The organism is Pseudomonas sp. MF06569 (genome assembly GCF_059862735.1).
In genome coordinates this window covers 76,161-99,253 of sequence record NZ_JCBCUZ010000019.1, presented here as the reverse complement: position 1 = coordinate 99,253, position 23,093 = coordinate 76,161, and the positions used below count along the sequence as shown (strand labels likewise).

General features: G+C 54.2%; 23 protein-coding genes, 7 pseudogenes and 1 riboswitch. Of the genes and pseudogenes, 16 read left to right on the top strand and 14 right to left on the bottom strand.

Annotation, left to right across the window (positions count from 1 at the left end):
• Window positions 1–691: 691 nt before the first annotated feature.
• Window positions 692–1,126 (bottom strand): annotated as a pseudogene (locus AC19YQ_RS17245) (methyl-accepting chemotaxis protein); the annotation flags it as partial.
• Window positions 1,127–1,228: 102 nt separating this feature from the next.
• A pseudogene (locus tag AC19YQ_RS17240) lies at window positions 1,229–1,915 on the bottom strand (PAS domain-containing protein); the annotation flags it as partial.
• A 769-nt stretch (window positions 1,916–2,684) separates the two neighbouring features.
• On the opposite strand from AC19YQ_RS17240, the pseudogene AC19YQ_RS17235 reads away from it, so the two are divergent.
• The 3 genes and pseudogenes from AC19YQ_RS17235 to AC19YQ_RS17225 all read left to right on the top strand — a co-directional run.
• A pseudogene (locus AC19YQ_RS17235) lies at window positions 2,685–3,018 on the top strand (cryptochrome/photolyase family protein); the annotation flags it as partial.
• A gap of 331 nt (window positions 3,019–3,349) precedes the next feature.
• A complete protein-coding gene (locus AC19YQ_RS17230; protein WP_046809907.1) occupies window positions 3,350–3,895 on the top strand; it encodes a thioesterase family protein in 546 nt (181 codons plus the stop codon).
• Between the two features lie 231 nt (window positions 3,896–4,126).
• Window positions 4,127–4,279: pseudogene (locus tag AC19YQ_RS17225) on the top strand (DUF2946 family protein); the annotation flags it as partial.
• Between the two features lie 16 nt (window positions 4,280–4,295).
• Here AC19YQ_RS17225 and AC19YQ_RS17220 read toward each other — a convergent pair.
• Together AC19YQ_RS17220 and AC19YQ_RS17215 are read right to left on the bottom strand one after the other, a co-directional pair.
• The gene (locus AC19YQ_RS17220; RefSeq protein WP_046809906.1) at window positions 4,296–4,592 is read right to left on the bottom strand and encodes a hypothetical protein; all 297 of its coding nucleotides are present in this window, start codon (window positions 4,590–4,592) and stop codon (window positions 4,296–4,298) included.
• Between the two features lie 158 nt (window positions 4,593–4,750).
• Window positions 4,751–5,305: pseudogene (locus AC19YQ_RS17215) on the bottom strand (recombinase family protein).
• A 71-nt stretch (window positions 5,306–5,376) separates the two neighbouring features.
• On the opposite strand from AC19YQ_RS17215, the gene AC19YQ_RS17210 reads away from it, so the two are divergent.
• From AC19YQ_RS17210 to AC19YQ_RS17200, 3 genes and pseudogenes are all read left to right on the top strand, one after another.
• Window positions 5,377–5,829: a hypothetical protein gene (locus tag AC19YQ_RS17210; protein ID WP_500595568.1), complete on the top strand. Its 453-nt coding sequence runs from the start codon at window positions 5,377–5,379 to the stop codon at window positions 5,827–5,829.
• Between the two features lie 524 nt (window positions 5,830–6,353).
• A pseudogene (locus tag AC19YQ_RS17205) lies at window positions 6,354–6,493 on the top strand (IS3 family transposase); the annotation flags it as partial.
• Window positions 6,494–6,708: 215 nt separating this feature from the next.
• The gene (locus tag AC19YQ_RS17200) at window positions 6,709–7,008 is read left to right on the top strand and encodes a hypothetical protein (RefSeq protein ID WP_490595482.1); all 300 of its coding nucleotides are present in this window, start codon (window positions 6,709–6,711) and stop codon (window positions 7,006–7,008) included.
• Window positions 7,009–7,179: 171 nt separating this feature from the next.
• Here the strand turns inward: AC19YQ_RS17200 and AC19YQ_RS17195 are convergent, their stop codons facing one another.
• The 5 genes from AC19YQ_RS17195 to AC19YQ_RS17175 form a co-directional block, all read right to left on the bottom strand.
• A complete protein-coding gene (locus AC19YQ_RS17195) occupies window positions 7,180–7,593 on the bottom strand; it encodes a hypothetical protein (protein ID WP_500595567.1) in 414 nt (137 codons plus the stop codon).
• A gap of 3 nt (window positions 7,594–7,596) precedes the next feature.
• Entirely contained in the window at window positions 7,597–8,001 is a 405-nt protein-coding gene (locus AC19YQ_RS17190; protein ID WP_500595566.1) for a DUF6957 family protein, read from the bottom strand.
• Between the two features lie 112 nt (window positions 8,002–8,113).
• Window positions 8,114–8,842, bottom strand: a complete 729-nt coding sequence (locus AC19YQ_RS17185; protein WP_500595565.1) for a metallophosphoesterase — start codon at window positions 8,840–8,842, stop codon at window positions 8,114–8,116.
• 105 nt (window positions 8,843–8,947) lie between these two features.
• Window positions 8,948–9,370, bottom strand: coding sequence for a hypothetical protein (locus AC19YQ_RS17180; protein ID WP_500595564.1), 423 nt, complete (start codon window positions 9,368–9,370; stop codon window positions 8,948–8,950).
• 42 nt (window positions 9,371–9,412) lie between these two features.
• Window positions 9,413–9,820 (bottom strand): DUF6957 family protein, encoded by a 408-nt coding sequence (locus tag AC19YQ_RS17175; RefSeq protein ID WP_500595562.1) that lies wholly within the window; start codon window positions 9,818–9,820, stop codon window positions 9,413–9,415.
• Window positions 9,821–10,024: 204 nt separating this feature from the next.
• Here AC19YQ_RS17175 and AC19YQ_RS17170 point away from each other — a divergent pair, with 204 nt between their 5' ends.
• On the top strand, window positions 10,025–10,495 hold the full coding sequence (locus AC19YQ_RS17170) for a helix-turn-helix domain-containing protein (RefSeq protein WP_500595561.1): 471 nt from the start codon (window positions 10,025–10,027) through the stop codon (window positions 10,493–10,495).
• Between the two features lie 468 nt (window positions 10,496–10,963).
• On the opposite strand, the pseudogene AC19YQ_RS17165 reads toward AC19YQ_RS17170, so the two are convergent.
• Together AC19YQ_RS17165 and AC19YQ_RS17160 are read right to left on the bottom strand one after the other, a co-directional pair.
• Window positions 10,964–11,209: pseudogene (locus tag AC19YQ_RS17165) on the bottom strand (VOC family protein); the annotation flags it as partial.
• 285 nt (window positions 11,210–11,494) lie between these two features.
• Window positions 11,495–11,881, bottom strand: a complete 387-nt coding sequence (locus AC19YQ_RS17160) for an avidin-fold protein (protein ID WP_500595560.1) — start codon at window positions 11,879–11,881, stop codon at window positions 11,495–11,497.
• Window positions 11,882–12,188: 307 nt separating this feature from the next.
• Here AC19YQ_RS17160 and AC19YQ_RS17155 point away from each other — a divergent pair, with 307 nt between their 5' ends.
• Window positions 12,189–12,698, top strand: a complete 510-nt coding sequence (locus AC19YQ_RS17155; RefSeq protein WP_338647416.1) for a PaaI family thioesterase — start codon at window positions 12,189–12,191, stop codon at window positions 12,696–12,698.
• A gap of 56 nt (window positions 12,699–12,754) precedes the next feature.
• Here AC19YQ_RS17155 and AC19YQ_RS17150 read toward each other — a convergent pair whose 3' ends face one another.
• On the bottom strand, window positions 12,755–13,090 hold the full coding sequence (locus AC19YQ_RS17150) for an RcnB family protein (protein ID WP_500595559.1): 336 nt from the start codon (window positions 13,088–13,090) through the stop codon (window positions 12,755–12,757).
• Between the two features lie 270 nt (window positions 13,091–13,360).
• Between AC19YQ_RS17150 and AC19YQ_RS17145 the strand changes: the two genes are divergently transcribed.
• The 8 genes from AC19YQ_RS17145 to AC19YQ_RS17110 all read left to right on the top strand — a co-directional run bounded on the left by AC19YQ_RS17145 (window position 13,361) and on the right by AC19YQ_RS17110 (window position 21,690).
• On the top strand, window positions 13,361–14,134 hold the full coding sequence (locus AC19YQ_RS17145) for an SDR family NAD(P)-dependent oxidoreductase (protein ID WP_338647412.1): 774 nt from the start codon (window positions 13,361–13,363) through the stop codon (window positions 14,132–14,134).
• Window positions 14,135–14,169: 35 nt separating this feature from the next.
• Entirely contained in the window at window positions 14,170–15,468 is a 1,299-nt protein-coding gene (locus tag AC19YQ_RS17140; protein WP_500595558.1) for an MFS transporter, read from the top strand.
• Window positions 15,469–15,572: 104 nt separating this feature from the next.
• The gene (locus AC19YQ_RS17135; RefSeq protein WP_339474649.1) at window positions 15,573–16,736 is read left to right on the top strand and encodes an acetyltransferase domain-containing protein; all 1,164 of its coding nucleotides are present in this window, start codon (window positions 15,573–15,575) and stop codon (window positions 16,734–16,736) included.
• 33 nt (window positions 16,737–16,769) lie between these two features.
• A riboswitch (cobalamin riboswitch) is annotated at window positions 16,770–16,968 on the top strand.
• A gap of 119 nt (window positions 16,969–17,087) precedes the next feature.
• A complete protein-coding gene (locus AC19YQ_RS17130) occupies window positions 17,088–18,101 on the top strand; it encodes an ABC transporter substrate-binding protein (RefSeq protein WP_339474648.1) in 1,014 nt (337 codons plus the stop codon).
• A gap of 8 nt (window positions 18,102–18,109) precedes the next feature.
• On the top strand, window positions 18,110–19,114 hold the full coding sequence (locus tag AC19YQ_RS17125) for a FecCD family ABC transporter permease (RefSeq protein WP_445261369.1): 1,005 nt from the start codon (window positions 18,110–18,112) through the stop codon (window positions 19,112–19,114).
• Window positions 19,111–19,887 (top strand): ABC transporter ATP-binding protein, encoded by a 777-nt coding sequence (locus tag AC19YQ_RS17120; RefSeq protein WP_405046682.1) that lies wholly within the window; start codon window positions 19,111–19,113, stop codon window positions 19,885–19,887. The genes AC19YQ_RS17125 and AC19YQ_RS17120 overlap by 4 nt, the downstream gene beginning before the upstream one ends.
• A 22-nt stretch (window positions 19,888–19,909) precedes the next feature.
• Window positions 19,910–20,350, top strand: coding sequence for a pseudoazurin (locus tag AC19YQ_RS17115; protein WP_500595557.1), 441 nt, complete (start codon window positions 19,910–19,912; stop codon window positions 20,348–20,350).
• On the top strand, window positions 20,347–21,690 hold the full coding sequence (locus tag AC19YQ_RS17110; RefSeq protein WP_133079192.1) for an OprD family porin: 1,344 nt from the start codon (window positions 20,347–20,349) through the stop codon (window positions 21,688–21,690). Before AC19YQ_RS17115 ends, AC19YQ_RS17110 begins: the two co-directional genes overlap by 4 nt.
• A gap of 268 nt (window positions 21,691–21,958) precedes the next feature.
• Here AC19YQ_RS17110 and AC19YQ_RS17105 read toward each other — a convergent pair whose 3' ends face one another.
• Together AC19YQ_RS17105 and AC19YQ_RS17100 are read right to left on the bottom strand one after the other, a co-directional pair.
• Entirely contained in the window at window positions 21,959–22,423 is a 465-nt protein-coding gene (locus AC19YQ_RS17105; RefSeq protein ID WP_219262213.1) for a copper chaperone PCu(A)C, read from the bottom strand.
• A gap of 29 nt (window positions 22,424–22,452) precedes the next feature.
• Entirely contained in the window at window positions 22,453–23,058 is a 606-nt protein-coding gene (locus AC19YQ_RS17100; RefSeq protein WP_019827121.1) for an SCO family protein, read from the bottom strand.
• Window positions 23,059–23,093: the final 35 nt, after the last annotated feature.

The following is a 23,093-nucleotide window of genomic DNA, read 5'->3' as shown; positions in this document are numbered from 1 at the left end:
GAGCACGAGGTCGGCAGCCTCGCGTTTGAATTCAGCGGAAAAGGTACGGCGTTGTTTGGTCATCTGACACCTCGATCTGGCGAGTATTCTCGCCTAAAAGGGTGTCCGGTTTCATTAGACCACTACAAATACGTTCGTCATTATGCTGAAACTCGGGTAAAACCTGCTGTTTGAGAGGCTATATGATGCTACCTGTTACACCCGCGCTGCGGGCAATGGGCTCGTGAATTTTCCACTCTGCCTGGGACTTCCACCAAGATGCAGTGACCAGAATAGCCAGCTCGGTTAATCGAAGCTCTAAGCGAGTACCGTATCTGCAAAACGCACCAAGCCTTTGGGCATGGCTGGAAAGCTCGGGACTTTGAATCCATGCTCAAAACGGGCCATCAAGCTTGCCTCGTGGGCCGATAAGAATTTCTCTAATGACGGCTCTTTGTGATTCGTCCATCTGATCTTCAGAAAGCGGTGTGAGGCGCGATTGTATGGCCATATCTAATAATCCTTTAGGCGCCACCTCGCAGGTAGATTTCTAGAATATATTCGCAGCGTTTTTTCTGATTTTTGGATTAAAACTGCTGCTCGCATGAAACCGCCTGCAATAGTTTAAATTTGCATAACTCAACACTGGAAAAGATGAGGGTAGCCCCCATCTGGCGGCTAGGACGCTTCGCATTCCGGCGTGACATACTTCCTAAGCGATCTGATTTGCGAATTTTCCTACGGCGTCGACCACCCTCATGGCACCATCCTGAATTTCTACAATTACCTCGCCTGCCTGGGTAGCTAATTCTAGGCCCTGCTCCGCTTGGGACTTGCTATTTGCCATCTCACCCATGGTCTCATCGACCAGTTTCTGATTTTGCAAGACGACAGACGCAATTTCTTCCGTAGCGGTACTGGTGTGCCCTGCCAATTTCCGGACTTCGTCAGCGACGACAGCAAAGCCTCGACCCTGCTCACCTGCGCGGGCAGCTTCAATTGCAGCATTCAATGCCAACAGGTTGGTTTGTTGGGCGATGCCGCTGATAGTTTGGATGATCGAGCTGATCAACACTGACTGCTTTCCTAGCGCTTCGACGCCAGCGGAGGCGACCTGCATATCGACCGCGACTTTGCGCATGGTGTGCATAGTATCCTTAACTACGACTGCTCCACGCTGAGCAGTGACATCAGTCTGCTGCGAGATTTCAAATGCAGTTTGGGCTGCCTTACTGACCTCTTGTTCGTGGGTAACTTGGTCGGTGACAACGGTCGCAAACTTAACCACTTTGCAAAGTGCTCCTTCAGTGTCATAAACCGGGTTGTACGTAGCTTCCAGCCATACAGTTTGACCACGACTGTCAATTCGTTCAAATCGGCCTGCGACAAACTCACCCTTGTTCAAGGTTGACCAAAAATCCTTGTATTTCTGGGATGAAGCTGCCTCTGGCTTACAGAAAATACGATGGTGACTGCCTTTAGCTTGGCCCAAGCTGTAGCCCATCGCTTTTAAAAATTGGTCATTAGCCATGAGCACATGCCCCGTGAGATCGAACTCGATCACCGCCGTCGAGCGAAGTAGTGCATCAATGAAGGACGCGTTTTCGGATGCTTTTTCCACTCGAGAGGTAATGTTCGTCGCATGGCAGGTGATATGACTCAACCTGCCAGCGCAATCAACTATGGGCTGCCAATGTGCATGCAGCCACACCAACGAACCGTCAGCATGCAGGTACCTGTATTCGTCTGAGATGGAATTACCTGCGGCTACTGCTGCGCGAAAGTTATGAAAACACGGAAGCTTGGATACGTATTTCGGAACGATATCAGCCATGGCACGACCTAGAAGCTGATTCTGGGTGTAGCCCAAAGCATGCGCAAAACTTTCATTGCATGCGGTAATTTCGAAAGCAGAATCAATAATCAGCGTAAGCATTTCTCGATTTAAGCCGTCGCGTAGTTGACGCAGCTCCGACAGCTCCGCTGTTTGAGCCTGCAGCTGATTCTTGATTTTCTTATTGAACATGCGAAACCACCTGTTGAGTGTTAATGATTCTATCGGCATGGTCAGTTGCACTTTGAGCCATGAGACGAGCGAAAGCTGTACGGAACGGAATGACACTGTCAGGTTGCTAAGCTATCTTGACTTGGCGTACTCCGTCGAAGCCCGAAAGACAACCTCAGATCCGCCATAAGGCACCGCGAAAAAACTGATTTCGGGGTGAAAGTTGGGGCCGCTCCCAGCTTTGAGCTTTGAGAATTTATTGTAAAATAACTTATACAAAATGAATATCGCTGTACAAGAATTAGAGATAGCGACTACCCCCTTTATTTTGAGGGTGAGCGCATACTCTGTGCACGAGGAGCAAGCTCCTAAGTGCGCGGGCAAAACAAGATCGTCTTCTATTTTTTGAAATCAGTGACGCCTTCGACGCAAAATCTCTGAGGTTAGCTCTCATGCAAATCGAGTCATCACTGCACGCTAGGGTTGACGATGGAGCGTGGATCACAGGCTTGGACGCTGCGCTTTTGTAGTAGCAGATGCTAAACAAACTCCAGGCAGCCAAACGTCGCCTGTCGGAGGTGTTGATGAAAAAATGCTAACTGCCTGTGCCTGATCTTGGGTGATCAGCTGTCGTTCGAGCTCGCCTCACTGCAGAGCTTGAATGACGAAAGCTATACGGTGCTAATGGTGGATGTGATGAGAAAGCCAGCCATTACTTAACGGCGGCGGGAGCCCTGTAGGAGGCGCTTGGAACTTTGATGCTGAAAACCGAAAGGCGCTATCTAAGGGCGTAAGGCACCCGTAACCCGCGCGCTTCGCACCTGACGCAATCACAGAAGATGCCCTGTCATTGGTGCTCAAGTTATTCACAAGCCACTATGGCACTCTCAACACGTTCAACTATCCGGTTAACCATGCTGAAGCTCAGGCCCTCTGGCCTCTGGGATTACTTCCTCGAATAGGGTCTGGCAGCCTTTGGCGACTATCAGGACGCAATGACGAGCAATGAACCGTTTCTGTTTCATGTCCGGATACCTGTACGTCAGTTCGCAGCACTGAAGGCTGATTGTCGTGATACAGGTTGGCTCAAATACTTCTGAAATGAGCACAGCTTCGCCTCAGACGGCGTGATTGACTAACATTCTATCGCCCATTTCCAAATTGGATTAAGGAGTTCGTGATTTGGATGGACGGCTATGTCGTAACATCCTAGAGCCTAGACAACATATAGCTCCCCTAGAAGCACTAAGACCGCAGCATTAGTGATCATAATTTACTTTTCATGCAGATTAAGTCATTTACAGACCTACCTAGCCCAAGCCTAAGTCTTTAGAGTGCACCGAACACTCAACTATCGGCGTCATTATGAATCTCTGGTTTCGACTTCTCCTCATGCTACTGCGGCGACCTTGGCGCAACCCGGCACAAGGACTGGAGTCAACCGTCATCCGAATGCGCGTATGGCCACTGGATCTCGATTTCAATCGACACGTCACCAATGGCCGATATTTCACGCTAGCTGATGTCGGACGCATGGATTTCGTTCTGCGCAGTGGCGCATATCGAGTGGCGATTAGAGCAAAAGCGCTACCAATCGTTGGTGACACCTGGGGTAAATTTCGTCGTGAGCTCAGGCTCTTTGAAGCGTTTGAAGTACACACCAAGATGCTGGGCTGGGACGACAAATGGAGCTTTATGGAACATCGGTTTGTGAGCAAAGGCAGGGTGATCGGAGTTGTAGTGATGCGGGGTCTATTTCGCTCAGCAAAAGGGATTATTCCACCAGGCGAGTTTGTTCGAGACTTGGGATTGCCCGAAAAGTCGCCAGCGATGCCGCAATGGCTGACATCGTGGTCAGAAAATTGCGATGTCATGAGCAGTGAACTTAGAGACGAAGAAAAGCATCAATGATCGATCATGCATAAGGTACGGAAATGTCCAGACGTTACATTTGAATGGGCATCCCAAAACACGTTCAAGCATACTCGCAAGATGTGCTCGCAGGCCTCTTACTAGCTACATTCTCTCTACGGCGAATTAGCGCAGTTGTGAGGCTGTTACATCGCCACCGAACTCTGGCTAAATGCCATCCCCTTTGCGGCAACTTAATTCATGTCTTCGTTGAAACGAATCAGCACTTGAATAGCCTGCTCGGCAGTCTTACTGAACATGCTCGCCATGCCGCTGAGTCATGCTATACAAACCTGGGACGTGCGGCTGATGCTTTGGGGCGAGTTCTGCTCTGGTGGGAGTTCGAGTGTCCTGCCTAAGGATCCTGGCAAGGTGATTGATGCCTGTAGATAAAGAACACTCACTGCACAATCTCTTCGGCCTGTTGTATGAATTTGGCCGCCTGTTTTTCACTCAAGCGATCGTCTTTGACGAGCTGCCGTAAGCAAGTACCCCAGCCGGTTAGACCGGCGCCACCATGGTCGGCCAGTTGTTTTCCTAAGCGGTAAATCATCTGCCGCTGCACATCTCGGTCATGCGGCGCGATCTTTTCAAAGTTGAGGGCGCGAAACACGGCCGTCGTTAACAATCCTTCGGCTGGGTGGGCCGCCCGTAGGTCTTTCATGCAGCGTTTTAGTCGCCCTTGCACAAGAGGCATGCACGGTTTCCTTGTCCGAGTCAGTGGCCGACTGCTCGTAAAGCCAGTAGCCATGGGGGTGGCGTACCAGTGTAGGAGGCTGTGGTTTCCGTGCCCACAAAAAAAGGCCCCAGACTCTTATCAAGTTTGGGGGCCTTTGGACATAAGCTGCGTTCAATCTATTTAGGCAACGCACGGTATAGCGTGGCTCGATGCACACCCAAAAGACGTGCAACCTCGGCCACTGATTTACCCTCATTAATCAACCTACGTGCTTGGGTTATCTACTCAGAAGTCAAAACAGGCTTTGGCCCAAATCGAACGCCTTTGGCTTTCGCAGCAGCTCGGCCAGCACTGGTTCGCTCGCCAATGATAGAGCGCTAAAAGTCAGCAATCCCGGCGGATATCGTTAAACCATGCGCCCAGCTGGAGAGGTGGTGTCGGCCCAAGGCTCAGCAAGTGAACGCAGGCCTACACCTAAATTTTTGAGTCGTTCTGAAATGTGGAGCAGGTCGGTTGTTGACCTGGCCAATCGATCCAACCGCGTCACGGTCAATACATCACCTGGTCGCAAATGATCGAGCAGCGACTCAGTTCAGGACAGTCTTGCTTAGCCCCACTGACCTTTTCTTCAAGGATTCGCTGACAACCATTTTGCCCTAGGGAAATCCGTTGCTGCTCCAGATACTGACCTGCGTCGAAACCCTAGCGTAACAAAGATTATGTATGGCGATGAAAAGTTATACGACATACACTCAGCTATTCTGCGACAGGAATGTCGCCCAATAAAAAATAAGGAGCAATTATGAAACTTATCGCAGCATTCACAATTTTGTTATTTGCATTGACAGGATGCGCTACAACTGGGAGCCAATCGCCACAGCAAGCCGCACAATCTGCGGCAATTTTATTTGAGCAAAAAGAATTCAATTTAGTTTGGGTTCCCGCAGCGAATAACGGCATATCCGGAGTTATGGCATCCGCTCTTATCGGAAGTGCAGGTTTAAACTCTCCAATTGTTTCAAGCATCCACCAAATAATTGCCCCTGCAAGCAAAACTGATGTTCGTGTCGCCATCTCAGGAACTAATAGTTCTTTTGCAGCCAACTCAGCTATTGCAGCTTTAAGTAACACATCATACATGCTTCCTAAACTACAACTTGCATTTGTCGGCTCGAACTCAGACGCCGGGGCAGTTCGTTCGGCAGTTGAAGCTAAAGGCGGTAAATTCTTACACTCCACACCAAATGGCTCCTAACTAGCTGTTCAAGTCGTACGCTGCGCTCACTGTGACGGGCTAAAGCCCAATGCCTCGTTACACGGGCGCAGCGGCTCCAGCCCCGCATGCAGTCACGCCACGAGCACACCCGACGGATCCGCAAAGCCTATCGAGCGTGCTCTGCTGCCTGAGAGGTGTTTGCTGCATAGGCGGATTTACTACAGAGGCACATCGCATCCCTCACATAGTCCCAGGTGCTGCGGTTTGGAAAGCTTCGGCGGGGACTTTCTAGTGATTTGCGGCTCTGAACCTAGCTGGATTTACCAAACAGCCGTGTTATTCGCAACGCGATCACTCGCTAGCAACTCTCCAGACCAGACTGTCGTGTTCCAATCGCCGAAGACGGTAATTGATCACCCCGGATTCGCTAGACACCTTAGAGAGGCTGCTTATGGCCGGAATTAGCTTGCGGGTGTCTAGATAAATCGGGGCGATTCAATCGACCCGTCGGTAAGAGAAGGTGATAAAGCGAGTGGACGCTATGTCAGCGTCAGTCAACAACCATGTCGGTTCAGCAGGCGCAACGAGACATCAGCCATTATTTGATGCATCGCTACAACTGGATACCCATCGTCAATTCAATGGCGGGCTGGCGCCCGCTCAGGCCGAGAAAAAACTTAACCTCGTGTCAGGGATTAGTTGACCACTACATTTAGGCTGAGGTATCCCATATCGACCTCCGGGCTAGGAAATTACTTGCTGGATAGCACTGTCTGTATGTTCCACAATGTTCAAAGACCTCAGCGATAGCGTGCACCATCATTGAAATCGTGCCTTCGCGCTAGCGCCTACAAAAAATCATCCTACAACAAGCGATTGATAGCCTCGGCACATACATCACTGTTCTGAGAGTACACCTTGAGCACAGCCACCGCACCCAACGATTTCAACACACTGATCAATGCACCAAAATTTTCGGACGACCCGGTTGGTCGGCGTCAAATGAAGCAGTGGCAGCTCATCGCGGAAGACATCTACAAAAGCACATCCACAGAGACGTTGCTCCAAGCTAGAGGCAGAGCTGAAGGGTACATCCATGGCCTTGTGGACGCTGGGCATCTGTCGACGAGAGATACCGACCGTGATTACCTCATTTTGAGCATTGTCCAACGCAGGCGTGAGTTTTTGCAGAAACTGCTGAACGAGTTTGGCTATTAAACCAAGGCGAGCTATGAATCCATCCGATGGAAAAATGGTTTCACCGGATGGCGGCAATTTGAAGCGCTCCGCACGTCTAACTCGGAGCGCTACTGATCAAAACCGTAATAGCCATCCAGCGCTCATCAACTGCTATGCAGTCATACAGCCACTACGCCAGAGGTCGAGCATTCAATCTTCTGACTCGAGACGATCACACGATCGAAGCAACTCAAGAAAACTACGTCGCCCACCGCCGCGCTTGAAGCTACCAACGAGGTAATTCCCCTCCCCCGTCTCCAAAAGCAAGAAACGTCCTTCTTTCCATGCCCTTTGAATTTTCGTCGTGCAAATGATTCCGCCATTGGCTATTCGATACTCCTCGCCTTCCTGGAGATGATCGAAGAATACGCCAAGGCACCTGTCTTCTATGATCACCGCATCGCTGATAAAAGCTGTAATGGCTACGGTGTATTTTCGAAGACTTGCCTGTACAAGACGACTCAGTTGAAAGTCACTGAGATACTTACTATGAAATTCGACTTCGATGATTTCTGGCATCCGGCCAAAGCTCCAAAATGACTCAACTGTATTTGCGGCGGTCATTGCTTAGCCGGCTTTCATAGAAAATGCGGCACCCACACTGGCCTCTTTTCTAAGGCCCGATCCCCAGAGGAGGTAGACAGTACTTTTGGTTTCAAACATGCAGCCTTCAGTGAAGGATTTGCCGAAGTTACTGCGTACCCACATGGCTGGCTGGAAACGACCTTTACTGTCTAGGACGATTTCGTGAGCGAAAAGCGTCATGGGAAGTAGACCAAGACTCGTAAGCTTTTCCCTTTCAACCGGCGTCACGGTGAGGTCGATTAAGATCCACTGTTTCACCACACAGAATGCTTTGCCTGGAAACATCTTTGCTGCCAAAGAGATCAATTCTTCTTCAGAGCCCTGCCAGCCAGGCGATTCATCTCCGGTTCCGTAAAATAACTGCGAGATTTCATTCAAAGTGACCATTCAAAAACCTTAGATTCACACTAAATATCAACCGCTCGAGCAGCTCATACCCGCTAGTTTTGATCTATAAACTCCGAGCCCAGTGGAGGACGCTGACGAGATCTATTGACCATCAAACCACCACCAAGCACTCAGGATCGAAGCCCGTGCTTTGACCCGGGTAACCGCGCGGATTGGAAACCACTCGGCACCCATTCTTGAGAAAGTCTGCTGCAAAATGCGTATGCCCATGTATCCAAAGATCAGCCTTGCTAAGTAACTCTGAACAATCGTTCGCATAGGCTGCAGCCAGATGTCCGGGGTGATCGTTACCCAGATGATCCAACACAGGCGCATGGTGTGTAACCACCACTGTTTTGCCGTCGAAAGGTCTATTGAGCTCCTGGGTTAACCAGCGGTGAGCCCTCATTGATTTCGCGACTAGGTCATCTGGACGCAGGCGCCTGTAATCCAAGTCGGCTCGAATCACCAAGAAATCGTTCATCGAATCCCAAGCAACTCGCTTTGCCGCAACCACATCACCCGTGGCCGAATAATCCGTCCAAGCAGTTGTGACCAAGAAGCGTGTGTCATTGAAAATGAGCATCTCGTTTTCGAGCACATGCACATGGGGCAATGCAGCGTCTTTCATTTTTAGCAGTGTGCGACCTATGTGTCCGCCGTAATATTCGTGATTGCCACACACATAGACCACAGGGCACTGGAATGTGTCATTCGCCCATGAGACTCCACGCGATTTGATATTAATGTCGCCGGCGAGAATGACTACGTCCGCATTGCTTGGGGCGGGGTCGAACCGAGCGAACTCGAGGTGCAGGTCAGAGTAAATCTGAATTTTCATAACGGACGACCAGTTTCGATTTAGTTGTACTTTGGATACCGCTGCGGCGGCCGGCCTCCGAGCATTGCTCGCCTTGCAAGGAGAGACTGCGTTTACGTACTTGGATTAAAAAATCACTCGAAGCCCTTTAAGAGAGTTAGCGTCAATAAGACGACCTGGCGCATCGTTATATGCCTTTTCGTCTTCAATGTTGTGAAGGCAAACCCGACTTCCTGTTGAGTCATATCCGACCAGTAACCCAGAAAGCCCCTCCATGATCCATTTACCGGATTTGTTCATCCACCCGGGCGTGACGACCTGAATTTCCGTAACGACAAACTCGCTGGTTTGTTGGGAAAGTATTTCTTCGAGCATATCGATGTCACTAATCATCATGGTGCGTGGCCACACCTTGCCATCCAAGCACTCTTCAAGAACGACGTGATACCAAGGATGAGCCAAGTGGCGTTCAAATATCCGCCAGTTAGAATACCCATCCCCAAAGATATTAGGGGTGCCCTCGGCAAAGGCTTCATGACTTCTAAACATTTCACATTCCCGTGGATCTACAGACCGCAGTTGCAGCTGACATCATTGATAAAGAGACAGTTTCGCGGCGAGACGGGCTGACTTTTCGTCGCCGTCTCCCATCAAAACGTGCACAGTGTTTTTGGTTTCAAAGAGAAAGCCATCTTGGAATGAAATGGCCATGGTGCTGCGCACCCAATTTCCGTAATCGAAGCGTCCTCTGCTGTCTAGGATGACTTTTTCGGCGAAAACAAAGAGCGGCAGGTGGCCATGAACGTGGATTTTGGTGAGATCCCCATCGCTCGTTATCGCGCGCACGATTGTCCACTGCTGGACGATGCAAAAGCCTTTGTTTGGGAAGCGGGTCTGCGCGATATGAATTAGCGCTTCTTGGCTTTCTCCAGATCCAGAGCGTGGCTCTCCGGGGGTAGAGAGGAGCTCGCTGGCTGCCTGGATTTTTTCGAATTCCAATCAAAAAACCTCTGACAATACATGTGATATGTTTGGATGCTCAGGTCGCTAAAACTGCCTGATGCCCATCTCCAAAAGACTCTGACCCCATGATTGTGCGGCTTAACTCTGAGAAAGCGTCACCGCACATTTCCGATACTACCACCAAACGTGGTTTATCGGAAGATAGGCGTTATGGCTCTATCCTCGCTTTTAGGGCAGACCATGTCGCTTAAGAATGAGATCGCCGGAGCACTCAGGGCAATCAGGACAATCCGAGGATTTGACTATGGTGATTTGGCAGACGTCAGTGCAAAAGCAAACATAGGAAAGCTGGAGCAAGGAAAGAGCAATATCACGGTTGCGAAATTGATCGAGTTAGCAGATGCCCTCCAGTTCGATCCTATTGCTCTTATGGCCCTATGCGTCGCTATCCAGAAGGATGAACCTACCGACACCACTCTAGAGCGAGCACGTGCAGAACTTGATTCATTCAAAGCAGAAGGAGGAGAGGAGCTTCTCCGGAGTCAGTTTGTGGGCAAAGAACTAAAAAAGCGGCCTGCGGGTAAGCCTGGCAATACCAAGAATGCCGATGCTGTGAGAGAACTGAAGACTTTAGGAATGAGTCAGGCTGAGGTGGCACAGAGGCTTGGATTGGCTAGCTCAACGGTGTATCGGTACTGGCAGAAGGAATAAAGGCAATTTAGGCGAGGCTCGAGACCATGGGTCGAACCCTGTAACCGCCAAAACCGAGGAGCTTTACAATGCTGGCGACCGATAATCGATTCGAACGAGCAGAGCAATATTAGGCCAAGCGAGTGGATGGGTGGTTGGCGGGCTAGAAACCCAGGTTTTCTGGCCGAATAAGGCTCAGCTGATAACCTTTGAGGGGCTAGAGTTTCTGCTGCAACCCGCTATATCCGAAGGGCAGCATCGGAGCCTTCCTGCAATCATTACACAGCCTTTCAGCCTCAACACTACCCTGCTGAAATTGGTGCCACGCTCTCCAGCATGAGACCAGACTCTGCGTGGTATCTAAGCGCTTCTATATACAGAATACAGACGCAAACTATACAGCGGGGATGGCGAGTCCATTTGACTCAGAAAAATATGGACAAACGTAGATTTCGTTAACTGTTTGATATAATTGAGCTAACACATTGTCCATCCGGCGATATGTAACAGGTAGGGAGCCGGTACGTTGTGGCCGTCTACCGGGTTGCTGTGCACGCTTTCCTGAGAGGCGGTCTTGGGGTGTTCATGGATCACCAACTGGTGACCGTAGAAGTCAAAGTCAACCCATTGGGTGCTGGATCGCCCCTCGGAGAGCCCGAACACTTCACCGTAAAAGGTGCGTGTAGCGGCCAAGTCATAAACAGGGATTGCGAGGTGGAAAGGAGAAAGGCTCATCAAGACTCCGGCTGCAGTTTTTATTGGCTTATGAAGTCGAACAGCACGCGAGCTGCTCAACGGCTTTTTCAAGGTGGATTTATGCTAAAGCCGTATCACCCTTAAAAAAATCAATATAAATTTTTCACAAGCACAAATAATTTTGATGCTTTAGGCCCCCTTAATGATCAATGCCTTTCGTTCATCCAGGCCTCTGCTACGCGCGCGCAAAGGCCACCCGGCACCGTGACCTGCCATTGCGGCGGTGTGCATGAGCTCGTTTTTTTTTGGGGGGGTGTAGGCAACTTATACAGGCAGCAGCCCAAGGTGCCCGCCAAGCTCTACGTAACTTGACTCGCCACCGCCAGTGGCGCCCGACAGCCAGCCCCATACAAAATCCAGAGTCGTACGCCCTGACGAATCAACACCTACCGTGCCGCGGGACCAGCCAGAAAGAAGCTCACCTTCGGTGGTCAGGCACTGGAAAAGCAGCTCAATGCTGTCGGGACCTGTCACGCGCCCGACTTGATTGCCGGTACGGATCCGACCGCCCTGATAAGTGCCTGAAATGCCATGCTCATCGACCAGGTAATGAAATACCGTGCCTGCACCCGAAAGCCCGTGGGTATTGCCGGCTACGCAAAACCGTCGATTGTGCAAGCGCTCGCTGATTTGAGAAAAGGGGGTTTGCATCCAGATCGCATCCTGTCGTCGAGGGAGTCCATTGTTGCTTTCGATGATCCTAACCCAGGGCCGCAACCAAGGCCTAGACCCTCTGAGTGCTGGAACAGCCCTGCCGCTCCCGGCGTCAACAGGCCTCTGTCCAGCCGTCCCGAAAGCGCCCTGATGCAAGCCGTGTTGTGGCCAAGGAGTGGAGCTCACCCGCTCAACGGTTGGCGATCTACATTTCATGAAAACGAACATCGCTTGCATGAAACGCGAGGAAAAATGGCTATCTTTACGTTAACGTAAAGGGCACACCCTTCAGGATGATCACGGTATGAGTCAGCTAACTCCCTCCTTGCAGGATACCGCCGCGCCAGATGGCGTGTGCTACGGCTGCGGCAGCAGTAATTCCCAGGGGTTGCATATCAAGAGCTACTGGCACGAGGACGGCGTGCATGTCATCGCCGAACACTTGCCTGACCCCAAGTATTGCGGCTGGCCCGAGCTGGTGTACGGCGGCATGATCGCAATGCTGGTTGATTGTCACTCCAACTGGACGGCAATGGCTTATCACTACCGCCAGGAGAACCGCGATGTGGTCAGCAAGCCGCGCATCAACTGCGTGACGGGCAACCTGGGAATCAAGTTCATCAAACCCACCCCCATGGGCGTGCCACTGACCCTGCGGGCCAGAGTTGAAGGTGATGTGGGGCGCAAGACGCGGATTCTGTGTGAAGTCTATGCAGGCGATGTGCTGACGGCGGTCGGCGATTCCATTTTTGTGCGCGTCGATACCGGGCTACTGGCTACTGCCGCCCACGGACGCGAAGCGGGTGAAGGATGACACGTGATGCCGCCTCTGCCTGAGGCGGCTTTGAGCCCGGTTGCACGCTGTGGGCGTTACTTGCCGAGCACCTTGGCGTTCTTGGTGCGGATCTCCTTGATGACCGCATTCACGCGGTTGACCAACACATAGTGCCCGCTTATCTGTACCCACTGCTCATGCTCATCAGGCTGTGGAAGCCCTTTGGCTTTCCAGTCCTTGATCGCGACTTCTTCCCGTGTGTATTGGTCCGGAGCCTTGTCGCCGTTGCCATAGCAACTGCTCAGGTCCATGGACTCGGCGAGTATCTGTCCGGGCTTGCAGTCCGCAGGTTTGTCATCGTCAGCCTGGGCTGCGTAAGGCAGTGCACACAAAAAACCAGCCAATAGTGATGCAGAAATCAAGCTGCGCATATTCACCTCATCGTTGTTACCAGCCATCGCCGGTATGGCAATACAGACTTCATGGACACGCCGCGCAGTGATTACGTTCCTGCTCACTGATCGACGGCAACGTTGATGGATGCCAGTCGGTGGATGCCCGTAGGTGGATTGAGCAGCCTCAACGCTGATCAAAATAATTGATTACGAGATCATCAATGACGATTGGACTCCTCCTCTGGCGTGAGGTGAAGTAACCACAGGGCCGGTAACAACAATAAGCGGCCGTTTGTGGAGAACAGCATGTCATTCAATATCAGCAGCTTCCAGCTTGAGGGTCGTCGTGCCTTGATCACAGGATCAGGCAAAGGAATCGGCCTGGAGCTGGCACGTGGCCTTGGCGCTGCCGGGGCAATTGTGGTGATCAACGATCGTAATATCGAAAAAGCTCGCGCAATTTCCAGCCAACTGCGCGATGAGGGCCTGAAGGCAGAATTCGCAGCGTTTGACGTCACCAACCGCGAGCAATTGTTTGCCGCGATCAATGCTTTCGAGACCGACACCGGCGCCATCGACATTCTCGTCAACAACGCCGGCATTCAGCGCCGTGCCCCGCTGGAGGACTTTGCCGAAAGCGACTGGAACGACCTGATGCGGGTCAATCTGGACGGTGTGTTCCATGTGTCCCAGGCGGTTGCCCGGCACATGATTGCTCGCGGGCGCGGCAAGATCATCAATATCTGCTCGGTGCAAAGCGAACTCGCGCGCCCGACCATCGCGCCCTATGCGGCCTCAAAAGGCGCAGTAAAGATGCTCACCAAAGGCATGTGCGCAGAATGGGCACGTCATGGCATTCAGGCCAATGGCCTGGCACCGGGCTACTTCGCCACCGAGATGAATCGCGCCCTGGTCGACAACCAGGAGTTTTCCGAGTGGCTGTGCAAACGCACCCCGGCGGGCCGCTGGGGGCGGGTTGAAGAGCTGTGCGGAGCGGCCGTGTTTCTCGCCTCCCCGGCGTCGGATTTCATCAACGGTCAGACGCTGTTTGTGGATGGAGGCTTGACCAGCGTTGTTTGACCCGCACCCGCAAAAAACAATAACAAGGAACACCCATGAGCACTCTTAAAGAACCTGCACTGCCCTTGACCGATAGAGCCAGTGCCCAGGTAACGACCAAAGGCTTTGCGTCCAAACGCTGGTTGTATCTGATCCCGCTGATTTTCATTACCTACAGCCTCGCGTATCTGGACCGGGCCAACTATGGCTTTGCCAGTGCGGCGGGGATCGAGCAGGACCTGGGTATCACCAAGGGCATGTCCTCGCTGATAGGTGCCCTGTTTTTCCTGGGGTACTTTTTCTTCCAGGTGCCGGGCGCCATCTACGCGCAGAAATACAGTGTGCGCAAACTGGTGTTCTGGAGCCTGATTTTGTGGGGCTTTTGCGCCATGGCCACGGGCCTCGTGACCAATATCCCCATGCTGATGTTTATTCGCGTCTCCCTGGGGATTGTTGAGGCGGCAGTCATGCCGGCGATGCTGATTTTCATCAGCAACTGGTTTACCCGCAAGGAGCGTTCGCGGGCCAATACTTTTCTGGTACTGGGCAACCCGGTCACGGTGTTGTGGATGTCGGTGGTATCCGGGTATTTGATTCAGGCCTGGGGCTGGCGCGAAATGTTTGTGATTGAAGGCGCGCCTGCAGTGCTGTGGGCATTCGTCTGGTGGCGCATGGCGCGGGACAAGCCCGAGCAGGTCGACTGGCTCACTGCCCAGGAAAAAACCCAACTGGCCGCGACCCTCGCGGACGAACAGAAAGGCATGAAGCAAGTCCGTAATTACCGGCAGGCGTTCACCAGCCCTGTGGTGATCCAGCTGTGCTGTGTTCACGCGCTGTGGAGCATTGGCGTATACGGTTTCATCATGTGGCTGCCAAGCATCATCAAACAGGCCGCGGCTGCGGATATCGTCACCGTCGGCTGGCTGAGTGCAGTGCCCTATGTCGCTGCCGTTGCCGCGATGCTGGCGGTGTCCTGGGCCTCAGACAAAACCCAGCAACGAAAACGTTTCATCTGGCCACTGCTGGCACTGGGTGCACTGGCCTTCTTCTGTTCGTACCTGATCGGTTCTTCGCACTTCTGGGTGTCGTTTGCACTGCTGACAATTGCCGGTGCCGCGCTGTACGCCCCCTACGGGCCCTTTTTCGCGCTGATTCCGGAGGTCATTCCGGCAAACGTGTTCGGCGGCGCCATCGGCTTGATCAATGCGTGTGGAGCATTGGGTGCCTTTGTCGGCTCGTGGATCGTTGGCTACCTGATCGGCCTCACCGGAAATCCCGGAGCGGCTTATATCTTTATGACCGCAGGCGTTTTGTCCTCGGCGCTGTTGATGGCATGGGTAAAAATTCGGCGTTAACAAACGCCCAATTCTTGCGAATCTTTCTCATGGGGATGACAGCGCAAACGGAAATGTTATAAAGTATCAATACCTTGTATGCACTCCTTGCCTGTGATCCCTCAATGACTACCGCAACCCTCGCTCCACCTCCCAACAAGCGCCTGCTGTCCATCGACGCCCTGCGTGGCCTGGTTATCCTCCTGATGCTGCTGGACCATGTGCGAGAGACGTTCTTTCTGCACCGCCAGGTGTCCGATCCCATGAACGTCGACATCACCGACCCTGCCCTGTTTTTTAGCCGGACCCTTGCCCACCTGTGTGCCCCGGTATTTGTCTTGCTGACCGGTCTGTCGGCGTTTTTGTACGGCGAGAAGTATCAGGGCAAGCGCGATGTCTCGGCGTTTCTGTTCAAGCGCGGGCTGTTTCTGGTGGTGCTGGAGTTCACTCTGGTCAATTTCGCCTGGACCTTCCAGCTCCCGCCCTCGGTCATCTATATGCAGGTGATCTGGGCCATTGGCGTGAGCATGATTGCCCTTGCAGCGCTGGTCTGGCTGCCCCGTCCACTGTTGCTGGTACTGGGTCTGGTCATTGTCGCCGGGCATAACCTGCTCGATACCCTGCATTTCCCCGTGGATTCGATGATGCATATCCCTTGGGCGATTTTGCATGATCGTGGCTGGATCGAGTTCTCGGACAACTTGCGCCTGCGCACGTCTTACCCTGTGCTGCCCTGGATCGGTGTGATCGCGCTGGGTTACTGCATGGGTCCCTGGTTTGCCCGCTCTGCCCCGGCTGACGTACGTCAGCGCTATCTGTTGCTTGCAGGTACGGTGGCGCTGCTGGGTTTTGTCGTACTGCGTTTACTGAATGGCTATGGGGAAGCGCCGTGGGTGAGTCATGACGGCTTCACGCAGAGCCTGATGAGCTTTTTCAACATCACCAAATATCCGCCTTCGCTGCTGTTTCTCGCCTTGACCCTGGGGGCTGGCCTGTTGCTGCTACTGGGGTTTGAGCGGGCCGGGCAACGCAAGTGGATCGCCACCCTGGCCGTTTTCGGCGCTGCACCGATGTTCTTCTACCTGTTGCACCTGTACGTGCTCAAAGTGCTGTATGTGGCGAGTGTCGCCCTGTTTGGCCAGAACCAGGGCAGCTACTTCGGTTTTGACAGTATCGCTGCGGTATGGCTGACGGCAGTACTGCTGGCCACATCGCTGTATTGGCCGGTGCGCTGGTTTGCTGCCTTGAAAGCCCGTCGCAGAGATATTGCCTGGCTCAAGTATTTCTGAATCTGACACCCACTCCCTCTTGCAAACAAGATCGACTATCATCCCGCCGCCGGTCCCCCCCAAGGGGGGGTTAAAAGGGAATCCGAAGTGCCTCTGTCGCACCAAACGGAACTGCCCCCGCAACTGTAGATGACGAGCCTGCTCCGTGTTTGCCACTGGGATACCTCCCGGGAAGGCTGGAGCCAGGCGATGACCCATCAGTCAGGAGACCTGCCGGCAAAGTCAAAAAACCAACCGGCGGGGTGTCCGGGGAAGGCATCCTTGCTCTCGTGCTGTTGCGCCAACAGTGCTCGGTGATGTGTTCCCGGCTGTACACCTGCGTTTTGTGTACGATCAAATGGAGATTGCATCATGCTGTTGCACCGCGCTGTTACCCTTCTTGCCACCCTTGCCTTGCCAGCACTGGCCCATGCGGCCCCTACCCAATACCCCCTGACAATCGAAAACTGCGGCAGCTCGCTGACCTTTCAGCACGCACCCCTGCGTGCCGTGACCATCGGCCAGGCCGGTACCGAGATGTTCTATGCATTGGGCCTGGGCGACAAACTGGCGGGCACCTCGCTGTGGTTCAACGATGTACCCGCCCGGTACAAGGCGCAGAACGACAAGGTCGAGCGGCTTGCCGACAACGACCCAAGCTTTGAGTCGGTGATTGGAAAACGCCCGGAACTGGTGGCGGTGCAACTGGAATGGATGGTGGGCCCGCAGGGCGTGGTGGGTACTCGCGAACAGTTTCACGAACTGAAAATACCCACCTACCTGATGCCTTCGGACTGTGAGGGCAAGGACAATCTTGTAGGTGCAGACGGCACTCGCCTGCAGGCATTCAGCATTGACAGCGTCTACAGGAGCATCACCCAGCTGGCTGAAGTGTTCGATGTGCAGCAGCGCGGCGAACAGCTCAACGCCGAACTCAAGGCCGGCCTTGAAAAATCCACCGACTCGCTCAAGGGCAAGGACCTGAGCCACACCAGCGCGCTGTTCTGGTTCTCCAGTGCCGACCTGGACATCGACCCCTACGTTGCAGGTCGCAAGGGCATCCCCGACTTTATGCTCAATACCCTGGGCATACGTAATGTTGTGGAATCCGATGAAGAATGGCCAACCGTCGGCTGGGAAACCCTGGCCAAGGCCAACCCGACGTTCCTGATCATCGCACGCATGGATCGACGTCGTTTCCCGGCCGATGACGTTGAGAAAAAACTCGAATTCCTGCGCACCGACCCTGTGACCCGCAACATGGATGCCGTCAAAAACAACCGCATCATCATCCTTGATGCCCATGCCATGCAGGCCAGCCTGCGCATGTTCGACGGGCTCGAAACACTCGCGACAGCCATCAATGCCTACGACCTGCCCAAATGAGTGCAAGGCTGATGCTCACACTGCTGGCCTTCGTGGCCTTGCTGTTGGCAGTGCTTGGCGGGGTTGCCATCGGCGAAACGCCGATCGCCCCGGGCGTGGTGCTCCAGGTGCTGGCCAACAAGCTGTGGGCTGCCGGGTATGTGCTTGATCCGATCGACGAAGGCATTGTCTGGAACTATCGCCTGACCCGTGCCTTGGTGGCTGCAGCCTGTGGTGCCGGGCTGGCGACGTGCGGGGTGGTGTTGCAGTCTTTACTGCGCAACCCCTTGGCCGACCCCTACTTGCTTGGCATTTCTGCCGGTGCTTCGACCGGTGCCGTGCTGGTGGCGGTACTGGGCCTGGGTGCGGGCGCCATCTCCCTGTCTGCAGGAGCCTTTGCCGGAGCCATCACCGCTTTTGCTCTGGTCATTGTGCTGGCTCGCGTCAGCGGACCAGCCAGTACCAGTGCCCAGATCATTCTGGCGGGGATAGCCGGCTCGCAGTTGTTCAACGCGATCACCGCGTTCTTGATCACCAAATCGGCCAGCTCTGAACAGGCCCGCGGGATCATGTTCTGGCTGTTGGGCAACCTCAGTGGCGTGCGCTGGTCCTCGGTATGGCTGGCAGTGCCAGTGGCAGTGCTCGGGTTGGCGGTGTGCATGTGGCACAGACGGGCACTGGATGCGTTCACGTTTGGTGCGGACTCTGCGGCGTCACTGGGAATTCCTGTGCGCCGGGTGCAACTGTTGCTGATCAGCTGTGCAGCCCTGGTGACTGCTGTGATGGTGTCCATTGTCGGCTCCATCGGCTTTGTCGGGCTGGTCATCCCCCATGCCGTGCGCTTGCTGTCAGGCACCGGCCATGGGCGCCTGGTCCCCCTGAGCGCACTGGGCGGCGCATTGTTTCTGATCGCCGCCGACATTCTTTCCCGCACCCTGATCAAGGGCCAGGTGATCCCTGTAGGCGTCGTTACCGCGCTGATCGGTGCGCCGGTTTTTGCGCTGATTTTGATCAGCAGGAGAAATGCCCGATGAATGAGGCAATTCCAGTATTGAGTTGCAGCGACCTGAGTTACTGCGTCGGTACTGCTCAACTGCTGCAAGGCATCAACCTGAGTGCGCTCCCAGGCGAGACCCTGGGCATTATCGGGCCTAATGGCTCGGGCAAATCCACGCTGCTCAAGCTGCTGGCCAATCTGCGTGTGCCCAGCCGTGGCGAAGCCTTTATCCACGGACAGCCGCTCAGAAAAATGAGCCAACGCACCATTGCGCAACAACTGGCGGTGGTTGAACAGCATGCCGATACCCATGATGGGATTGGTGTGTTCGATGCTGTCGCCCTTGGCCGCACTCCCTGGCTGTCAGCATTGTGCCCGTGGTCTGGCAACGACACGGCCATCGTCGAGCAGGCCTTGATCGATGTGGATGCAACACACCTGCGCAGCCGAACCTGGCGCAGCCTCTCAGGGGGTGAGCGCCAGCGTGTACACATCGCCAGGGCCCTGGCCCAGCGCCCGCAGATCCTGTTGCTGGACGAGCCCACCAATCACCTTGATATCCAGCACCAGCTGGCCATTTTGAAAATGGTCAAGGCCTTGCCCGTGACGACCCTGATCGCATTGCACGATCTCAACCAGGCGCTGAGCTGTGATCGCCTGGCGATTCTTGAGCGAGGCCGTTTAATTGCGCTGGGCAGCCCCCTTGAAGTCCTGACCCCACAACGCCTTGAGGCCACCTTCGGGGTCCAGGCGCACTATTTGACTGACCCTTTTGACGGCGCACAGATTTTACGAATGCGCCCCTTTTAAACCTTTTTATGTAGAGCAACTCATGCGTATTTCTTCCATTACCCTGCTGTTGACCACTGCCCTGCTCTGTACATCGGTACTGGCCCAGACCCACGAAGTGAAAATGCTTACCCGCAGCGCCACGGCCGGCATGGTCTATGAACCGGATTACTTGCAGATCGCCCCCGGTGACACGGTCAAGTTCATCCCCACACAAAGCAGCCACAATGCCGCCACCCTGCCCGGTCTGCTGCCTGAAGGGGCACAACCGTTCAAAGGCAAGCTCAATCAGGAAATCGAGCAGACCTTCACCGTGCCGGGGCTCTATGGCATTCAGTGCATCCCGCACCTGGCCATGGGCATGGTAATGCTGATCCAGGTAGGCGAACCGTCAGCTCAGCCCCCGCAACTGCCCGCTACGCTACCCAAACGTGCACTCGACCGCCTGAACGCCTCCCTGCAAAAACAGCAGGTGGAAAAATGAGTGCCGTGCGATCGCGCTCCGCGATCCTGATCGCTCTCGCCAGCCCGTTGGCGTTTGCCGAGTCGGCACAGGAACAGGCCAACGGTTTTATCGAAGACAGCACCTGGAGCGTGCTCAACCGTACGGTCTACGACAGCCGCGAATATCGTCATGGCGCCAGCAACAGCGGCGCACGCAATGCCTATAAACCGCGCTCGGAGCGCAATGGCTATGCCGAAGAGTGGGCATACGGCTTGATGGGCACCCTGCAGTCAGGCTTCACCCAAGGCCTGATCGGCGTTGGAGTGGATGCCCACGCCTACATGGGGCTCAAGCTGGACAGCGGCGGCGGACGCGCAGGCAAGGCCCGCCTGCTCGGGCTGGATAACGACGGCTACCCCAAGGACAACTACGGCCGAGGCGGCGCAGCGATAAAACTGCGCATGTCCAATACCGTGCTCTCCTATGGTGAACAGCGGGTCAAGACGCCGGTTTTCAGCTCATCCGACAGTCGCCTGCTACCGGAAACCGCCACGGGGGTGTTCCTCACCAGCAACGAGATCAATGACCTGAAAATGGTCGGCGGGCATTTCACCGAAAGCACTGACCGCAACGCCAGCAGCCACGATCAGGGCTTTGTGGTGAACTACTCGAACGGGCCCAAAGGCAATGCCTTCGACCTCGCAGGTGTCGTCTACACCCCAAGCAAAAACCTCAGCGCCAGTCTCTACAGTTCCCGCTATGAGGACACCTGGAACCAGCATTACCTGGGGGCCGTCTTCAGCCACGCCATTGATGAAAACCGTTCCCTGTCGCTGAACCTGAACCTGTACCGCACCACCGATGAAGGTAAGGCGCTATCAGGCAACATCGACAACACCACCTGGAGTTTGCTCAGCACCTATGCCCAAGGCCCCCACAGTTTCAGCCTGGGATATCAGAAAGTTCATGGTGATACGCCGTTCGATTACGTGACGCGGGGCGCCATTTTCCTTACCAATGCGGTGCAATTGTCTGACTTCAACGCGCCCAATGAGCAGTCGTGGCAAGCACGTTACGACCTGGCAATGACCCCTTGGGGCATGCCCGGACTGGTATTCAGCGCCGCTTACGTGCGTGGCAGCCAGATCGACGGCAGCCATGTCGACCCTCGGGGCGGGTATGCGTATTTGGGCTATGGCAAAGGCGGGAAACACTGGGAGCGGGATCTGGAAGCGCGTTACGTGATTCAGAGCGGAACGGCCAAGGGCACCATCATGTCATTGCGACACAACGTTCATCGCGGCAACAAGGCACAGGCTGAACTGGACACCGATCAGATACGTCTTGCGGTTGAGTACCCGCTGACGGGGCGTTTCTGATCGGGTTGACGCACATTTAAACCCGTCGCCCCTGTAGCCGCTGCCTCGCTCCTTCGGCAGCGGCTACAGGTTTCGCCGTCAACAACGCGCCGTAGCAGTTGACGAGTAGAACGAGGCTACGTTCGATCGCGAAGCGGTCGCAAAGCCAGTACACGCGGGATGCCTGACAAGCCGTGAAAGCAGATTTTACGACGGCTACGTCGGGGTGCCGCATCACGCCGGACGCAGCCTCGTTCCTTCGGCAGCGACTACAAGGACTCTGCCCGGTTTAGTGCATCGAACCATGATCGTGATGCATCGGCATGCTGTTCAATGCCCGTGCCTGGGCCTTGACCTCAATCGACTCTTTGACCCCTTTGCTGTCTTCGACAATCAGGGTCAACGGTACCTGGTCACCGACTTTAATCTGACCGACCAGGTCGATCAGCATCACGTGATAACCCTCAGGCACGATGGCAACGCTCTTGCCCGCTGGCAATGCCACCGATGCAACAGGCTGCATGCTCATCACGTCATTTTCCATCTTCGACTCGTGAATTTGCACGGTCTTGGCAACGGGTGACTGGACTTCAACCAGCTTGCTGTCGCTACTGGCCGTGATGTGCATAAAAGCGCCGGTCGAAGGTTGCCCCGCAACGGTGGCCCGGACCCAGGCATCATCAACAACAGTTTGCGCGTTAACCTGCAGGCTCAGGCCCAGCAGCGACAGCAACAGGTAGTTCACAGGCTTCATAGGGTTGACTCTTTCAAAGGAGGCGTTGATTAACAGACGGACATCACGGTCAGCAAGTCTTCAGTGCATTGCTTGGCCGAGAGTGACGGCGACAAGCCAAGGCGCAACACACCACGGGAATCGAAGACGAAACTGGTAGCCGTATGGGACATGGTGTACGAATCACCCGTAGGGATTTTTTCGTAGAACACTTTGAATTCTTTAGCCGTGGCAGCCGTTTCTTCCAGGGTGCCGGACAATGCAATAAAGCTCGGATCGAAGGCTTTCACGTAGGCATCCAGCATGGCCGGCTTGTCCCGCTCCGGATCGAGGGTAATAAAGACCACCTGCAGCCGATCACCGTCAGGCCCCATCATCTTCTTGGCCTGTGCCGCACGGGCCAACGCAGTCGGGCATACCGCGGGGCACTGGGTAAAGCCGAAGAAAATCATCGGCATCATCCCGCGAAAACTGCCGAGCATCATCTCGGTACCCTCAGCATCCCTGAGCTTGAACTTGCGCCCCAGGATTTCATTGCTCAGGTCTTTTCCGTACTTGTATGACAAACCGCTGCCACTGTCGCAACCTGCGATCAAGCCCAGGCTGAGCAAGCCAAGACCGGTGACTACGCGGCGGCGAGTCAGTAATTCATTCATGTAAGGTTCCTTTAAGCGGCCCTTTAAACGATAAA

Bases quoted from the DNA above. Each gene is read 5' to 3' on its own strand.
- AC19YQ_RS17230 (WP_046809907.1), top strand. From the start codon at position 3,350: ATGAATCTCTGGTTTCGACTTCTCCTCATGCTACTGCGGCGACCTTGG.
- AC19YQ_RS17115 (WP_500595557.1), top strand. From the start codon at position 19,910: ATGCGTATTTCTTCCATTACCCTGCTGTTGACCACTGCCCTGCTCTGT.
- AC19YQ_RS17110 (WP_133079192.1), top strand. From the start codon at position 20,347: ATGAGTGCCGTGCGATCGCGCTCCGCGATCCTGATCGCTCTCGCCAGC.
- AC19YQ_RS17130 (WP_339474648.1), top strand. From the start codon at position 17,088: ATGCTGTTGCACCGCGCTGTTACCCTTCTTGCCACCCTTGCCTTGCCA.
- AC19YQ_RS17190 (WP_500595566.1), bottom strand. From the start codon at position 8,001: ATGGTCACTTTGAATGAAATCTCGCAGTTATTTTACGGAACCGGAGAT.
- AC19YQ_RS17155 (WP_338647416.1), top strand. From the start codon at position 12,189: ATGAGTCAGCTAACTCCCTCCTTGCAGGATACCGCCGCGCCAGATGGC.
- AC19YQ_RS17120 (WP_405046682.1), top strand. From the start codon at position 19,111: ATGAATGAGGCAATTCCAGTATTGAGTTGCAGCGACCTGAGTTACTGC.
- AC19YQ_RS17135 (WP_339474649.1), top strand. From the start codon at position 15,573: ATGACTACCGCAACCCTCGCTCCACCTCCCAACAAGCGCCTGCTGTCC.
- AC19YQ_RS17150 (WP_500595559.1), bottom strand. From the start codon at position 13,090: ATGCGCAGCTTGATTTCTGCATCACTATTGGCTGGTTTTTTGTGTGCA.
- AC19YQ_RS17210 (WP_500595568.1), top strand. From the start codon at position 5,377: ATGAAACTTATCGCAGCATTCACAATTTTGTTATTTGCATTGACAGGA.
- AC19YQ_RS17160 (WP_500595560.1), bottom strand. From the start codon at position 11,881: ATGCAAACCCCCTTTTCTCAAATCAGCGAGCGCTTGCACAATCGACGG.
- AC19YQ_RS17180 (WP_500595564.1), bottom strand. From the start codon at position 9,370: ATGTTTAGAAGTCATGAAGCCTTTGCCGAGGGCACCCCTAATATCTTT.
- AC19YQ_RS17185 (WP_500595565.1), bottom strand. From the start codon at position 8,842: ATGAAAATTCAGATTTACTCTGACCTGCACCTCGAGTTCGCTCGGTTC.
- AC19YQ_RS17220 (WP_046809906.1), bottom strand. From the start codon at position 4,592: ATGCCTCTTGTGCAAGGGCGACTAAAACGCTGCATGAAAGACCTACGG.
- AC19YQ_RS17140 (WP_500595558.1), top strand. From the start codon at position 14,170: ATGAGCACTCTTAAAGAACCTGCACTGCCCTTGACCGATAGAGCCAGT.
- AC19YQ_RS17100 (WP_019827121.1), bottom strand. From the start codon at position 23,058: ATGAATGAATTACTGACTCGCCGCCGCGTAGTCACCGGTCTTGGCTTG.
- AC19YQ_RS17170 (WP_500595561.1), top strand. From the start codon at position 10,025: ATGTCGCTTAAGAATGAGATCGCCGGAGCACTCAGGGCAATCAGGACA.
- AC19YQ_RS17145 (WP_338647412.1), top strand. From the start codon at position 13,361: ATGTCATTCAATATCAGCAGCTTCCAGCTTGAGGGTCGTCGTGCCTTG.
- AC19YQ_RS17105 (WP_219262213.1), bottom strand. From the start codon at position 22,423: ATGAAGCCTGTGAACTACCTGTTGCTGTCGCTGCTGGGCCTGAGCCTG.
- AC19YQ_RS17195 (WP_500595567.1), bottom strand. From the start codon at position 7,593: ATGACCGCCGCAAATACAGTTGAGTCATTTTGGAGCTTTGGCCGGATG.